This window comes from Corynebacterium simulans (genome assembly GCF_001586215.1).
In the GTDB taxonomy this organism is placed as follows: Bacteria; Actinomycetota; Actinomycetes; order Mycobacteriales; family Mycobacteriaceae; genus Corynebacterium; species Corynebacterium simulans.
Genome location: NZ_CP014634.1, coordinates 2,114,105 through 2,129,449, shown reverse-complemented (window position 1 = coordinate 2,129,449; position 15,345 = coordinate 2,114,105). Strand labels below are relative to the sequence as shown.

Here is a 15,345-nt window from a genome sequence, read left to right as displayed (position 1 = left end):
AGTGGATCTCCTTAATCCCTAGTTGTTGATCGGGCCGTTGACGGATTCGATGACATGGTCGACGATGCCGTACTCCTTGGCCTGCTGTGCAGTAAACCAACGGTCACGGTCGGAGTCGCGGGTAATCTGCTCGAAAGACTGGCCGGTGTGCTCAGCGATGAGCTCAGCCATCTCGCGCTTGGTCTGCGCAAACTGCTCGGCCTGGATGGCGATGTCAGCAGCGGTGCCACCCACGCCAGCGGAAGGCTGGTGCATCATGATGCGAGCATGTGGCAGAGCGTAGCGCTTGCCCTTGGTGCCGCCGGAGAGCAAGAACTGGCCCATGGAAGCTGCCAGACCCATGCCATAGGTGGCAATATCGCACGGCGAGTACTTCATCGTGTCGTAGATGGCCATGCCCGCGGTAACGGAGCCACCCGGCGAATTGATATAAAGCGAAATATCGCGCGTGGGATCCTCTGCGGACAGCAGGAGAATCTGGGCGCACAGCTTGTTCGCAATCTCATCATCCACCTGGGTTCCCAGGAAGATAATGCGCTCGCGCAAGAGGCGCTCATAGACGCTATCGCCCAGGCTCATACCAGTAGCGGATGAGTTCATTGAAATCTTCTCAGACATTAATGATGCTCCTTCAATTGAAGAATTTTTAACTGGCCCCACCTTACCGACATTCTTCTCAAATTTGGCCCCTGTTCGCTATGAGCGTTGGGAGCGCTACGTCAGCACACACTAAGGTGCTGGGTTAAGATTTCCCCATGTCTGTTTCCGAGCTTTCCACTAGCACACAGAATTATTTGAAAGCCATCTGGGGGCTAAAGGAATGGTCATCTGAGCCCGTAACCGCCACGCTTATTTCAGCACAGTTAGGGCTCAAACTCTCCTCAGTCTCCGATGCAGTGCGCAAAATGACCAAGCAAGGGTTGGTATCACACACACCTTACGGAGCAGTGGAGCTCACCGATCGGGGTAGACAGTATGCATTGGATATGGTGCGCCGTCACCGATTGCTTGAATCTTTCTTGGTACAGGCATTGGACTATACATGGGACGAAGTCCATGACGAAGCAGAAAACCTCGAACACGCAGTGTCGGACATGCTGATAGAGCGCGTGGACAAGTTCCTCAATTTTCCCAGTAGGGATCCACACGGCGATCCTATTCCCACAGTTGATGGGAACATCACGATTCCTCGTGCACACCGGCTCTCTGACAGCGGAGCACAATCTCAGGTGATCGTTGAACGAATCTCCGATTCCGACCCACAACTACTAGCTTTCCTGAAAGAACACGGCATCGTCACGGGTGCCGTTCTAGACACGCGCGAAGGAGCCCCCTTTTCAGAATCACTCGAAGTGCGAGTATTTGGTAGCACTCCGTGGGTACTGCTCGGACGCCCGGCTACCGACGCAGTTTTTGTAGCTCCTCATACCCCATAAAAGCCATCCCCCTCCACCTAAACCTAACATTACCTGCCCTTTTAAAATATACGTTGCAACGTAGTTTGCAACTACGCTCACACGTAGTTACGCTTTCGGATATCACATATCCCACGAATGGCTCAGGCCAGGATGAGCAGGATTGCTATGTCAGACTCACCAGATTTGGTGTACTTTTCGAGCGTTTCTGAAAACACAAAAAGATTTGTTGAACGCCTAGGCAGACCCGCAGTGCGAATTCCACTACGGCCCAAGAAAAACGGAATGATCCAGGTTTCACACCCGTATGTACTCGTCGTCCCCACCTACGGAGGCGGCTCTCTCAAACGCGCGGTTCCTAAACAGGTCATCACTTTCCTTAACGACCCAATCAATCGATCCTTTATCCGCGGCGTCATTTCCTCAGGAAACACCAATTTCGGAAACGCCTACTGCGTAGCCGGCCAAATCATTTCCGCCAAGTGCCACGTGCCCGAGCTGTATCACTTCGAGCTACTCGGCACCCAAAAAGATATTGACACCGTAAAACAAGGTCTTCACAAGTTTTGGGAACAGCAAGAACACGTCAAAAGATGAAGAACACGTCCGGACCACACAGATTGGACTACACAATGACCCCTCCGCAGACCACACCCACGCAGCCTGTTGACGCAGCCCATCGCATCACCACCGGTGCTAACGACGAAGGCGGCGTTGGTAAGCGCAAAAGTTACCATGCGCTCAACGCGCAGCTGAACTTATTCGATTCTTCCGGGAGAATTCAGTTCGACAAAGATATTGAGGCAGTACAGGATTATTTAACCCACCATGTTGCTCCCCGCATGCGCACATTTAGCTCCACCACGGAACGCCTGGAATGGTTAGTAGATAATGAATACTACGAGCGGGGTTTCCTCGAACTTTACGAGGACGAGTTCCTGTGCGCCATATATGACAGAGCACATCGCGCCCAGCATCGGTTCCGCACATTCCTCGGCGCATTTAAGTTCTTTACTTCCTACGCGCTAAAAACCTTTGACGGCTCAACACTCCTTGAAGGCTACGAAGAACGCGTCACCACCACAGCTCTTTACCTGGCACAAGGCGACAAAGTTCTTGCAGAGAAACTGGTGGACGACATCATGTCCGGACGATTCCAGCCCGCCACCCCTACTTTTCTCAACGCAGGCAAGGCTCAGCGCGGCGAAATGGTGTCTTGCTTCCTCCTGCGAATAGAAGACAACTTGGAAAGCATTGGCCGCAGTGTGAACTCCGCGCTACAGCTATCAAAACGCGGCGGTGGCGTGGCCCTATTGCTAAGCAATCTGCGCGAATCCGGAGCCCCGATCAAAAAGATTGAGAACCAAGCATCCGGCGTAGTCCCAGTTATGAAGATTCTGGAAGATAGTTTCAGCTATGCCAACCAACTGGGGGCCCGCCAGGGCGCTGGGGCTGTCTACCTGCATGCGCATCACCCAGATATTCTTCGCTTCCTCGATACCAAACGGGAAAATGCAGATGAAAAAGTTCGCATCAAGACCCTTTCACTGGGTGTCGTTATTCCGGATATAACGTTTCGCCTGGCCAAAGAGAACAAGGACATGCATCTGTTTAGTCCTTATGACATTGCTCGCGAATACGGCGTGCCCATGTCCGACATGTCTATCACCGAGCATTACGACGAGCTGGTGACCAATCCGCGAATTTCGCACACCACCATCAAGGCCAGGGAGTTTTTCACTACGCTTGCTGAGCTTCAATTTGAATCTGGATACCCCTATATCCTCTTCGAAGATACGGTCAATCGCTCTAATCCCCTCAAAGGGCGTATCAATATGTCCAACCTGTGTAGCGAGATCCTTCAAGTCAACGCGCCATCCACTTTTGGCCCATCTGGCAACTACGCCACCATCGGCCAAGACATTTCATGCAATCTGGGTTCGCTCAACATCGCTAAGGCCTTTGCATCACCGGATTTTGGAGCAACTGTAGAAACCGCAGTGCGCGCGCTCACCCAAGTCTCAGATCTTACCGATATCGAAGCAGTTCCTTCCATTGCTAAAGGCAATAAATCCATGCACGCGATTGGTTTGGGGCAGATGAATCTCCATGGTTTCCTTGCTTCCAAACGGATTCCCTATGGCTGCGCCGAGGCTTTGGACTTTACCAACTTCTATTTCCTGACTGTGACCTATCATGCGCTGCGCACATCCCATGCGTTAGCGGTAGAGAAAGGTCAGCGATTCCAGGGTTTTGAAGACTCTGCTTATGCCTCCGGCGCATTCTTCGACAAGTATCTCAAACAGGAATGGGTCCCTGCCACCAAGCGAGTAGAGCAGCTTTTCCATGAAGCAGGCGTGCGGATTCCTACACGCGAGGACTGGCTGAAATTAAAGAATCAGGTGGCCCGAGACGGAATATATAACGCCTATCTACAGGCAGTTCCACCCACTGGATCAATTGCCTACATCAATGATTCGACTGCATCCATCCACCCGATTGCCTCCAAGATCGAAATTCGCAAGGAAGGCCGATTGGGGCGCGTGTATTTCCCCGCACCGGAAATGACCAACGACAATGTGGAGTATTTCGAGGACTCTTTCACCGTGGGATACGAGAAAATCATTGATACCTACGCCATGGCCACGCAGCACGTGGACCAAGGCCTTTCTCTGACCTTGTTCTTTACTGCCGACAGCACCACTAGGGATATCAACAGGGCGCAAATCTATGCCTGGAAGGCCGGCATCAAGACCTTGTACTACATCCGTTTACGCCAATCCGCGCTCCAAGGCACTGAGGTCGAAGGCTGCGTCTCCTGCGCTTTATAGGAGCGCTGCCCTCCCATCTTTTGCACTACCAATTCACCCGAAAGGAAAAAGTAATGACTTCAGCATCGAACGCTGCTGCGTTAACTAGCATCTCTGTTACGCCTCCGAGCTTCCGACATGATCCCTCAGCCCGCATCCGCCCCATCAATTGGAACCGTGTGAGTGACGAAAAGGATCTTGAAGTATGGAACCGGCTCACCGCCAATTTCTGGCTGCCGGAGAAAGTGCCGCTTTCTAATGATCTCTCAGCCTGGCAGAAAATGACGCCCTCAGAGCGTAACCTCACCATGCGGGTGTTCACAGGCCTGACCACTTTAGATACCGTGCAGGCTACCGTGGGAGAAATCTGCCAAATTCAAGACGCCCGCACCGAGCATGAGCAGGCCGTTTACACCAACATTGCCTTCATGCAATCAGTTCACGCCCGTTCTTATTCTTCAGTGTTTTCTACGCTAAGCAGCACAAAGGAAATTGACGAAGCCTACCGCTGGGCGGTGAATAATGACCTTCTCCAAGCACGTGCCAAGAAAGTCCTCACGCACTATTTCGGGCCGGATCCGCTCAAGCGCAAGGTATCATCGACGCTTCTTTCTTCGCTCCTTCTATACGCGGGTTTCTATCTCCCCTTACACTTTTCTGTCCACGCCACCCTGACCAATACGGCAGACATGATTCGCCTCATTCTGCGTGACAAGGCAGTACACGGTTACTACTCGGGATATAAATACCAGCGTGGCCTAGAATCTTCTTCTCCTCAAAGGCAAAAAGAGATGAAGAATTTCACCATCTCTTTGCTCGAGGAGCTCTATTCCCTAGAGCTGGAATACTCCGGCGAACTATATGAACCATTAGGACTCATGGACGATGTGGCCGTCTTCGTTCGCTATAACGCAAATAAGGCCCTGATGAACTTGGGCTACCCAGATTACTTCCCACCTGAGGAAACGGAAGTTAACCCAGAAATTCTCGCCGCCCTAGCTCCTGGAGCAGACGAGAACCATGACTTCTTCTCTGGTTCAGGCTCCTCCTATGTCATTGGTACCGCTGAAGAAACGAGTGATGATGACTGGGATTTCTAAACCCTTCCCACGACCAGACCAAGGAAGCTGGCTTGAAACCATTGCATTGTTTGAGACTATTCGTGAAGGAAACCAACCTGCGGCATTGCGGCTGCTACAAAGCTCGGCCGCACGCGAGGCCGTCCTGGGAGGGCTCTTGGGCCTCATTGAACTGTATTTCCGCAATGAAGAAGATGACAAAATAGAGGGATTTCTCGCTGCCGCCCACAGTGCCGGCCCGCCCCCAGCTTTCGGTTGCAAGCCTTTTCTCCCTTAATCCAGCCCCAATGAAGAAAGAAGGTTCAGCATGACTTCCACCCCACGCATCACCGTTATCGTAGGTAGCCTGCGTCGCGGATCAATTGCGCGCAAGATTGCGCACGAAGTACTCACAATGATCCCGAAAGACTACGAGGCAAACATCCTCGAAATCCGCAACTTACCCCTTTATGACTTCGACTACGATGATCCCGCGGTCACGGACAAGCCAACTCCGGCCGAGTACACCACCTTCCGCGACACCATCAAGAACTCTAGCGGAGTCCTTTTCATTACGCCCGAAAACAACCGCACAATCCCCGCATGCCTCAAAAACGCGGTGGACATCGGTTCTAAACCCAACTCAGATGTGGCTTGGAAGAACCTCCCCGCAGGAATCATCAGCCATTCTGTAGGGCGCATGGGTGGGTATAGCTCACAAAAGAACCTCCGATTGGCCCTGTCTTACTTTGATATGCCTTTTCCTGGGCAGCCCGAGGTATTCCTCGGCCAATCACCCACCCTTTTCGAAGACTCGGGCCGTCTTAATGAACACACCGCAGAATTTGTAAAGGACTACGTCATGCGCTTCCTGGCTCTGGTGGACAATGCCTTAACCAGCTAGGACCCACGCACATCTCTAGAGGGCGTTCACGATCACGCAAACCCCGGACTCATTCATGAATCCGGGGTTTGCTAGTGCGCTAGAAACCGCTCGCTACGAAAGAAACCTACTTCTCCTCGGTAGCATCTTCAGCGCCCTCTTCTTCGACCTCGCCGAAGTACTGGTCGACGTCAACCTTGTTGCCGTCCTCGTCCTTGACGTCAACGCGGCAGATAGCGGCTGCGAGAGCCTTGCCACGGCGAACATCAGAGAAGAGGTTTGCAATCTGGCCATTGGACTGCAGCTGCTGAATGAACTGGTTCGGGTCCATGCCGTAGGACTGAGCGGTGAACAGGATGTGGTCGGTCAGCTCCTGCTGGGAGACCTCAGGCTGCTCTTCCTCAGCAACGGCATCCAGGAACAGCTGGGTGCGGACGGACTCTTCAGCGGACTCGCGAGCTTCCTTATCAAACTCCTCGCGGGTGGTGCCCTGCGCCTCAAGCAGCTGTGCGAATGCCTTCTCGTCGTGAGCCAGCTGGCCCAGGATCTGGTGCAGCTGTGCGTGAACCTGCTCGTCAACGACGGAGGTCGGCAGCTCGAACTTAACGCCGTCGAGAGCAGCCTTCAGAACCTCGTCGCGGATGTTCGCAGCCTGCTCAGCCTTCTTGGACTCCTCAACACGGGTCTTGGTGGACTCGCGCAGCTCGTCCATGGTGTCGAACTCGGAAGCCATCTGTGCGAACTCATCGTCCAGTTCCGGAAGCTTGCGCTCCTTGGTCTGCTGAACGTGAACCTTGATGGTTGCTTCTTCACCAGCGTGGTCACCGGACTGGATGGTGGAGGTGAACTCGTTGTCCTCGTCGGTCTTCATGCCGCGCAGTGCGGTGTCAAGGCCCTTGATGAGGTCGTCATCACCAATCTGGTAGGACATGCCTTCGTAGGATGCCTCTTCCAGCTTCTCGCCGTCGATCTCGGTAACGATGTCGATGATGGCGAAGTCGCCGGTCTTCATCTTGCGCTTGGTGTCCTTGAGCTCACCAAAGCGTGCTGCCAAGTCCTCGAGAGCCTTGTCGACGTCCTCTTCCTTAGCCTCCAGAGCCGGAACGGTAACAGACAGCTTGGAGAAGTCCGGAACCTCGATCTCCGGGCGGATGTCAACCTCAGCGGTGAACTCGACGAAGTCGTTGTCCTCTATCTTCGCGATGTCAACCTCTGGCTGGCCGATAACCTTCAGGCCGTTTTCCTGAACTGCCTGCTCGTAACGGGTCGGCAGCATGTCATTGACAACCTGCTCGAGAATCGGGCCGCGACCAAAGCGGGCGTCGATAAGCTGGCGCGGAGCCTTACCCTTACGGAAACCTGGGATAGAAACCTGTTGTGCGATCGCCGCGTAGGCCTGATCGATTTCCTTGTCCAGCTCAGCAAACGGAACGTTGACGGTGAGCTTGACGCGGGTATCGCTCAGCTTGTCTACGGTGGTCTTCACGAGAAACTCTCCTGGCATAAATTGGTTCAGAATGTAAATAAGGGGTCTGGAAATACTTTAAGGGTATTCCCAGACCCCCATACGTCGGGGCGACAGGATTTGAACCTGCGACCCCCTGCTCCCAAAGCAGGTGCGCTACCAAACTGCGCCACGCCCCGTATGTAGGCCTCCACGATCTTCTAAAACATGTCATGCTTTTCGCCGTGGGTGCGTTGCATACTCGAAATAGTGTAGCGGCATATCTCCAAATGACCTAACACCGACCCCCACTTAAGAGCATTTCCGCAGGTTAAAAGCTATTAATTTCCTCCCCGTCACAACGGTCAATTATGCAAATTAACGCCTTAAAGCGCGAGTTTTAGCGCTTGTTTTGCGGCGCCGTTCCACTGCATCGACCCACTGCATCGGCAACGTCTCCGCAGCCCGTTCAGCGAAGCCCCACAACATCGCACTGTGGGGCGTGGGCCTTGCCCTAAACCAGATGGTGAGGTTGCCCATTCCTAGATGGTGAGGTCGCGCCGTCAATTCTGTGCCTGGTGATAACGGCTGTGGCTGGAGTCTACTGACCTCACCTTTTAGACCTCACCATGTAGGTTTGTCACCTCACCATTTGGGGGTTTCGGCCAAACAAGCACGCTTTATACCCCCTTCACTTGGATTTGGCCGCAAGGTGGAAAACGACAAATCTCGAGCCAACATTTGCATGAAACGTTGACTCGAGATTTAAAAATTGGAGGGAATGACGGGAATCGAACCCGCGTCTTCAGCTTGGAAGTCTGAGCGTCATGTTTTTCCTGTACCAGTACAGGGCGGGTTTTCGGGTTTATCGCAGAAGGGCCCAGCTAGCACGCTTGTACTAGCGTGTACTAGCCTGTATCGGAAGGCAGCTACAAAATTAGCTACCGAACCTAGCTACCAACCGACTCAGGATGTTCGAATGCGACCAGTACGAGACCTCACCATGGGCTCCATATACCAGACCAAGGACGGCCGGTACCGCGCCGCTATCACCGTTGGTTACGACGGCAAGGGACGGCAGGTGCGCCGCACCGTCTCTGCCAAGACTAAACCGGAATGCGTGAGGCGTAGGAACGAGCTATTCATCAAGCTCAAAAAAGGCCGCTCCACACCGGAAGAAATCACCGTCGAAACTCACGTCACCCGGTGGCTCGAAACCACGGCAGCCGAAACCTTCTCCCCGAACAATCTGCGTAATCATAAGTCCTACGCGAGCAAGTACATCATCCCGACGCTCGGCCAATACAAGCTCAGCGACGTCGGGGCGGACGAGGTTCGGGAGCTAGATAAAGCGGTAAGAGATGCCCTCGTTTCCAGCCGGACGGTTCAGATGGTGAGGTCGTCGCTGTCTGTCTGTATGGAGGATGCGGTGAAGCGCGGACTCATCGAGCGGAACCCGTGCTCTCAGGTGCCGCGACCTAGGGCAGTATCGAAGAAGAGGACGTCGCTCACGGCGGACGAGGCGCGGCATCTTATAGTCCACTCGGCCCAGTCCGGCGACCCGTTCGCCACATTGTGGGCCGCGTTCCTCTTCCTCGGGCCCCGTAAGGGCGAGCTTCTGGGGTTGCGGCGCTCGAAGGTGAACTTCTCCCCGGCCGGGTGCACGGCCGAGCTAGATAGGGCGCTCGTAGAGGTGTCCTGGGCGCATGGTGAGGAGTGCCGGTGTAGCGATGACGTGACGCCGAGCAAGTGCCCCACCCGTGGCCTTGCGCTACCTCCCGGGTATGACCATGAGCCCCTGTGGGGGAATCTGATTTTGGCCCCTCCGAAGACCTCATCCTCGGTACGTCTGGTGCACGTGCCGCCCCCGCTGGATGCGATGCTCTGGCAGCATGTGCAGGCTACACCGTCGAACCGGTGGGGGCTCATGTGGGTATCCGAGCGCGGGTATCCACTACGCCCGAAAGTTGCGCTTTCCAGGTGGAAGTCTGCCTTAAAGTCGGCGGGGCTCCCGGTCGTTGACCTTCATACAGCTAGGCATACAGCGGCGTCTCTACTGGCCGAGTGCGGGGTACCGCCTCAGGTGATTGGGGTCATTCTTGGCCAGTCCACTGTAGATACGACGCTGGGATATGTGCATGTGGGGCGGGCGCAGGCGCAGGCCGCGCTAGCCCAGTATGCGGAGAGGTTAGCCCTGCCGACTTCCTACGGTCAGCCCCCTGAGATAGGCGACAGCTTCTCTCTGTAGTGGAATAGGTAGGGCCTTGAGGAGCTGCGCCGCTTCGGCTTGTAGGTCTTCCGGGTTTTCCCGCTCCGGGGCGAGGCCCGCCGCCTCGAGTACCTGGTTGATAGGGAGGTTGACGGCTTGGGCGGCTTTCGCTAGCGCTTCCGGGGTGGGGGTGATGGGGATCTTTTTGCCGTCTCGGATGTTGATTCCGGTTTCGAGTCGTCGCCACCAGGATTCTGATAGGCGGGATCGTCGTGCGGCTTCGGCTTTGGATAGTCCTTCGCGTTCGCGGGCGTGTTGGAGTAGTTGGCCAGCAGGCCACTGCTGGGGTGTGGTCATAGGATGAGCGTAGCAGTGGTTAGGCCGAAAATTTTACAAAGTACAGGATAGTACTGTATAGTACAGGGTGTGGCCGGGAAGCCAGCCACTACAGTACACCCCAGTATCGCCCTGCAAGGCGTAACGGCAGATAGGCGTACCCGGTCGGGTTCTAGCGTTTTCCAATCTTTCAATTTGCCCTCCTTTGGGAATGAGTAAACCCCCAACCGCAGCGCGGTCAGGGGCTTGTGGTTAGAGTTTTTCAAAAAGGGCGTGGGCCGTGTCTGGTGGCCAGTGTGTGGCGGTGGTGTGTGCGGAGAGTACCCGGTAGTGGGCACCCTCGTAGGATATGATGTCGCCCTCCGCCACGTCGAGGCCAGGGGCAAACTGGCGCACTTCGCCGACGCCCGGTTCTTCTGGCTGGGGGTTGGTGTATCGGTCGGTGATGTCCAACCAGATGTGCTCATCCACACCGTGCGTGCCCGGCTCCCAGTGATTCAGCCCCTTATGGGTAGAGCGCACGAGCTTACCCTGGTAGCGAACCACGTCACCGTAGCGATACATCAGCTCGTGGTCGGTGCCGGGGTTGCGCCATTCCGGTACTCGTGCCGCGTCCTTCTTGGCTTGCTCCTCCGTGGCCACCTCCGGTTTCTCCAGCTTCCCTGCGTCTTGTAGCTCGGTGACGATATCCGCCTGGGCTTGTTCTATCGCGGGCTGGGCTGCGCGGCGGTTCATTTCCTCCCCGTAGATCCACACACCCAGCTGTTCTACCTCAGAATCGGTGAGCTGCTGAATAGATTCTTTGACTTGCTCAACGCTCATTATTTACTCCTTAAAACCCGAATTCGTAGGCGTAGCCGATCTGCTTCCAGAACGTATATTGGTCCCAGCCATAGCCAGGCTGGTTCGTCGCAGATGAAGGGTAGTCTCCTCTATCAGAGGTATGCGCTTCAATGCACTCATACATAATTCCCCTATGCGCCACACGGTCGCCCACCACGTAATTGAAATTCGTGGTCCACTTGCCGAAAATTCTTCCGCCCGCAGCCCCGTAGACTTTTTGTCCCCCGTACCACGCTTCCTTAACCTTCTTACCGCCGTAGTACAGCTCTTTTACCTTTTTGCCCCCAAAATGAACACTCATGCCGATCACTCCGGGATGACGTAAAGCACGCCAGACTCAAAAGATGACGGTGGGGAGGTGACCTGTTTCACCACGGCGCGGGACGCGGCAAAAGCGCGAACTTCAGTCGCCAAGCTATCCACATAGGCCTTGTTGACCACCGCGTTACCGTTACCGTTGGTCATATTGTTGGCGTGAACCTCAAGCGTGCCGTTGGAGGAAATCTGTACCAGCTTGCGGCCGTTCGTAGCCGTGGACGTTAACGTGTACCCGTTTTGAGCGTCCGAAATATCCGCGGATACATGAGTATGCCCAGCTGTAGATACCTCTTTCCACGCGCCCCATGCGTTGCTGTAGAGACCGCGAGTAAACACCTGGTTGTAGCCGCCATAAACGGTGTAACGCTGGTAAGTCATGCTGGCATCGGGATTAAAAACCTCAAGCAGGCCAGCCTGGCCGATGGGATAATTCTTACCATTTTGCGCGTTCGCAGTAAGATTCTGATGGTACGCCCCGGTCGTGGTGACCGTATTCAAATCCACCCCACTACCAAGCGCACCGATCTTCACATCCTGCGCATCAACATAGGCCTTAGTTGCCGCATCGGCGCCCGACGACGGGTCTGAAAACTGCGCACGCCCGCTAGCGTCACGCTTTACAACCATGTTCGCGGTCGCCGCGTTAGTAGCGTCAGTGATCTGAATCGACGTGTGAGTATGTGTGCTCGGCGGGAACGTTGCGGGCTTATTCTTCACCACATCCCACGTGACGTTAGTAACATCCCCTGGGTCGCCCTTATCTCCCTTATCACCTTTCAAGTGGGGGGAGGTTTTACCATTTACCGTGAGCTGGTCACCATTCCACGAGGTGGACTTAGCGATATTTTCCGTCGCGGTGCGCGCCGCCGCAGCCCTATCAGCGTCTTGCTTAGCAGCCGACGCCGATGTCTTAGCCTCCGCCGCGGAACCAGCCGCCGCACTCTTAGATGAAGCCGCGTTAGACTCCGACTGCTTAGCCGCAGAAGCCGATGTCTTAGCCTCCGTAGCCGAACCGGCCGCCGCCTGCTCCGACGATTTAGCCGCAGCGGCAGAATTAGACGCGTTAGTCTCCGAAGTCTTAGCAGCCGACGCCGACCCAGCCGCAGCGGAAGCCGACGACGCCGCCACATTCTTAGACGATGCCGCGTTAGACTCCGACGATTTAGCAGCCGCTGCACTCTTAGACGCCGAATCAGCAGAGCTAACAGCCTGCGACGTCTTGCTCCGAATCTCCTGCAAATTAGTCGAAGATTCGCCACGCAAATCATCCCACGCCTGCTTCAACCCGGTAGGGATCGGCACTTGCATAAAGCCATAGCCGTTAAGCTCAATCATCACCCGGCCGGTGCGGACAATATCATCATCGTCAACGAAATTGCCTTGTACCTTGCCGTTGAAATCAGTCACGTGGCCTCCTAATGACGCTTTGAAATTAGCCTCATTATGCGACCATTCGTCCCGCGGTCACGGGCCGTCTATTAGTCAGGGTAGATAGTTACATCAAGCGTGTTATAACTCATCTGCAGAGCCTCCGGCGTGCCATTAAACACGCGAGAACTAGAAGTAACACGGCACCGTATTGAATCAATGGAATTAGCCGACAGCGGGCCAATCGCCGTAGCACGCACAACCATCGTGCCAGTCCAATCACCCAAACACGCGAGCTTAAACCCACGATCGCCAGTGCTATAAGGCTCAATACGGAGATAACCCTCCGAATCAACATAACTAGGGTTATACGCCGGGTATTTAGCAAACACGAGGCGTGGGCGTTTACGCTCCGCTTCCTTTTGCACTTCAATCGCTTTCGCATTCGCCGCAGACAATCGGCTCGCCAGCACCACCTGCTCCGTCAACGCCGTAGCGATCTTATCTTGCTGCGCATCAATCAATTTTTGTTGCGCGTTAATAAGCTCCTGCTTCTCCTGAAACTCCGCCGAGATCTTATTAAACTCGCCCTGCGCACCCCACAACTTCGCTTGTAGCTCAGCTGAATACTCCGCAAAATCGGCGGTCTTAACCGTCTTAGCAATCTCATTAGATAAGTCTTTAGAGGCCTGAACCAGCGACTTTTCAACCCGAGACGCCGATTCATCCGCAATCGCTTTAACAGCACCGCGTGGCACCTTTCGCGGCGGGGCAAGAAACGCTTTCTTCGCGGCGCGCTCATTCTCTTCAATACGACGCCGCAACCCAGACAACACGCCGTTAACCTCACGGCCTAAAATCGGCTCAACCGTGACCGGCTCATTCGCCCCGGCCCGAACACTGAACCCCATAATCACTTCGGATACACGCGTCGTCCCATCAACAAACGAGACGCGATCCCCCGGCTTCCAACCCGGCACTATACGACCATCCGGCAAGGTCACATCATCACCGAAAACAACAGTCTGGTGGTGCCCTGGGGTGAATGTCATCGTGGTTGAACCCTGCGACTTCGCCCACTCCCGCGCAATCTCCGACACCGGATTAGCGCCACCAGTAGACGACAGATTCATGTACTTTTCGCGGAGGAAGAACGGCCCCGCCTGATTAATATCAACCCGGCCTCCGGCCTTAGAGAAAGACACTTCAGTGCCGGAAATAGTGGCGTTCGGCTGAACGTCAATGTCTAATTGTTCTACCGCGCTAGGCAGTCCAGCGGACGCGGGGAGAATAGCCGACGCCGTAGACTCATCAACGCTCTGAACCGTGCCCTTTGGCTTAAGTACACCGGATTCCAAAGCGGCGATAGTCTGTGCGTCCATCTGCCCACCGGCGATAAGCATCGCTCCGTCTGGTGAGCTTTCCGTAGCAGACCATGCTTTAAGCCCGCCGCCCGGAGCGGATGAGAATACGACGCCGCGACGGTCACGGCCCGCGTGTTGCCAAACTAGGATGCCGGGTGTTTGCTTTTGGTTAGCTCCGCGTGGCTTGTATTTCTGGTTATCTTTCTCGAACTCTTCCGAGGTGGCTAGGAACCAGCTTATGCCGTCTTTCCATGCGTAAGCATCAACGGTAGTGAAGCGACTAAGCGCCTCACGCTCTGACGTGTATGGCGTGCCGTCAACACGCTTTAGAAAACGCTTCTCCACGCACTGCGTAATATGTGGCGCGGAAACCACATCGAGAGTACCGGCCTTAAAGTGCGTCACGTAGTGCGGCCTGCCAGCCGCAGCGCCCGGCCCGTTCTCAATCTGCTGCCGCGTCACAACATGCACATTCGCCGGGTCAACCTCCGCATAATACCCAAGCGGACGATTAACAATCGTTTCAAACGGGTGGAAACAAACGCCGCTCATCGGCTCCGATAGCGGCATGGAATCCTTATCCCTCATGCCCTTGCCAGCCCAAGAATTATCCGGGTACGCAGGCGACTGGGAACCGACGGTAACGCCCTTGATACGCGGGCTAGTAGCCGCGTTAGCCCAATAACCCGCATCAAGTTGGTACTGCTCCCACTGGCGCTCCATAACACCCGAATAGTGCTCAACCACGCCGTTGCCTGGGATCGGTTGCTCGGGTAGAAGTTTCCGAACCTCAACAAACGAATTAGACCCCGCCAGGGCGTCCGCCACAACATCCGTGACGTAATCCTCGGTGCGGACTTCAACCTCAACCGTATCGCCGTCATCATCAATCAGAATGTAGGTTGGTAGGCCGGTACGCACCGCGCCGGTAGAAACAAGCCGCTTGGTAATCTTGCCGATGGGGTCCGTTAACGTTTCCGAGGAATCATCCGCAGCGGACACAATCGGGCCGCGAGCCAACATCCTGCCAAAGTGCTTATGGTCAGACAGGAACCGTGCAATGACGTATTCGCTGCCGTCATCCTTTTTGCCCGTCTCTACAGACTCAACCGCACCGTCCCACCTAACACCGTTCATAGCGAATGAGATAGGCACCGGCACGTGGCGGGCGGAGCGCAAACGCGGCGCCAGCGCATGATCCGCAGACACGGTTACCGAACCCGCGGTGACAGTCCAATCAGCACGGCCCTCAAGACTAAAGTCCTGAAAGTCAGTAAGCCCCCACCATGAGGTCATC

General features: G+C 55.0%; 13 protein-coding genes and 1 tRNA gene. 6 read left to right on the top strand and 8 right to left on the bottom strand.

Annotation, left to right across the window (positions count from 1 at the left end; translation table 11 throughout):
• Positions 1-18: 18 nt before the first annotated feature.
• Positions 19-618, bottom strand: a complete 600-nt coding sequence (locus tag WM42_RS09995; protein ID WP_062037799.1) for an ATP-dependent Clp protease proteolytic subunit — start codon at positions 616-618, stop codon at positions 19-21.
• A gap of 137 nt (positions 619-755) precedes the next feature.
• On the opposite strand from WM42_RS09995, the gene WM42_RS09990 reads away from it, so the two are divergent.
• The 5 genes from WM42_RS09990 (at position 756) to WM42_RS09965 (ending at position 6,187) form a co-directional block, all read left to right on the top strand.
• Positions 756-1,436 carry a metal-dependent transcriptional regulator gene (locus tag WM42_RS09990; RefSeq protein WP_062037796.1) on the top strand — a complete coding sequence of 227 codons (681 nt, stop codon included), beginning with the start codon at positions 756-758 and terminating at the stop codon, positions 1,434-1,436.
• Between the two features lie 117 nt (positions 1,437-1,553).
• Entirely contained in the window at positions 1,554-2,012 is a 459-nt protein-coding gene (gene nrdI, locus WM42_RS09985; RefSeq protein WP_062037794.1) for a class Ib ribonucleoside-diphosphate reductase assembly flavoprotein NrdI, read from the top strand.
• 35 nt (positions 2,013-2,047) lie between these two features.
• Positions 2,048-4,246 (top strand): class 1b ribonucleoside-diphosphate reductase subunit alpha, encoded by a 2,199-nt coding sequence (gene nrdE / locus WM42_RS09980; protein WP_062037791.1) that lies wholly within the window; start codon positions 2,048-2,050, stop codon positions 4,244-4,246.
• Between the two features lie 53 nt (positions 4,247-4,299).
• Positions 4,300-5,325, top strand: coding sequence for a class 1b ribonucleoside-diphosphate reductase subunit beta (gene nrdF / locus WM42_RS09975; RefSeq protein ID WP_082787678.1), 1,026 nt, complete (start codon positions 4,300-4,302; stop codon positions 5,323-5,325).
• 286 nt (positions 5,326-5,611) lie between these two features.
• Entirely contained in the window at positions 5,612-6,187 is a 576-nt protein-coding gene (locus WM42_RS09965) for an NADPH-dependent FMN reductase (protein WP_061924173.1), read from the top strand.
• A gap of 106 nt (positions 6,188-6,293) precedes the next feature.
• On the opposite strand, the gene tig is transcribed toward WM42_RS09965, so the two are convergent.
• Positions 6,294-7,652, bottom strand: a complete 1,359-nt coding sequence (gene tig / locus WM42_RS09960; protein ID WP_062037785.1) for a trigger factor — start codon at positions 7,650-7,652, stop codon at positions 6,294-6,296.
• Between the two features lie 84 nt (positions 7,653-7,736).
• A tRNA-Pro gene (locus WM42_RS09955) sits at positions 7,737-7,810 on the bottom strand.
• 779 nt (positions 7,811-8,589) lie between these two features.
• Here WM42_RS09955 and WM42_RS09950 point away from each other — a divergent pair.
• The gene (locus WM42_RS09950; RefSeq protein WP_062037782.1) at positions 8,590-9,858 is read left to right on the top strand and encodes a tyrosine-type recombinase/integrase; all 1,269 of its coding nucleotides are present in this window, start codon (positions 8,590-8,592) and stop codon (positions 9,856-9,858) included.
• Here the strand turns inward: WM42_RS09950 and WM42_RS13080 are convergent.
• From WM42_RS13080 to WM42_RS09930, 5 genes are all read right to left on the bottom strand, one after another.
• On the bottom strand, positions 9,799-10,176 hold the full coding sequence (locus WM42_RS13080) for a helix-turn-helix domain-containing protein (protein WP_082787677.1): 378 nt from the start codon (positions 10,174-10,176) through the stop codon (positions 9,799-9,801). The genes WM42_RS09950 and WM42_RS13080 overlap by 60 nt on opposite strands.
• A 231-nt stretch (positions 10,177-10,407) precedes the next feature.
• The gene (locus tag WM42_RS09945; RefSeq protein ID WP_062037779.1) at positions 10,408-10,977 is read right to left on the bottom strand and encodes a carbohydrate-binding protein; all 570 of its coding nucleotides are present in this window, start codon (positions 10,975-10,977) and stop codon (positions 10,408-10,410) included.
• Between the two features lie 10 nt (positions 10,978-10,987).
• Positions 10,988-11,299 (bottom strand): carbohydrate-binding protein, encoded by a 312-nt coding sequence (locus tag WM42_RS09940; RefSeq protein ID WP_145915060.1) that lies wholly within the window; start codon positions 11,297-11,299, stop codon positions 10,988-10,990.
• A gap of 5 nt (positions 11,300-11,304) precedes the next feature.
• A complete protein-coding gene (locus tag WM42_RS09935) occupies positions 11,305-12,723 on the bottom strand; it encodes a pyocin knob domain-containing protein (protein WP_062037773.1) in 1,419 nt (472 codons plus the stop codon).
• Between the two features lie 71 nt (positions 12,724-12,794).
• On the bottom strand, positions 12,795-15,344 hold the full coding sequence (locus WM42_RS09930) for an OmpH family outer membrane protein (protein WP_062037770.1): 2,550 nt from the start codon (positions 15,342-15,344) through the stop codon (positions 12,795-12,797).
• Position 15,345 lies beyond the last annotated feature (1 nt).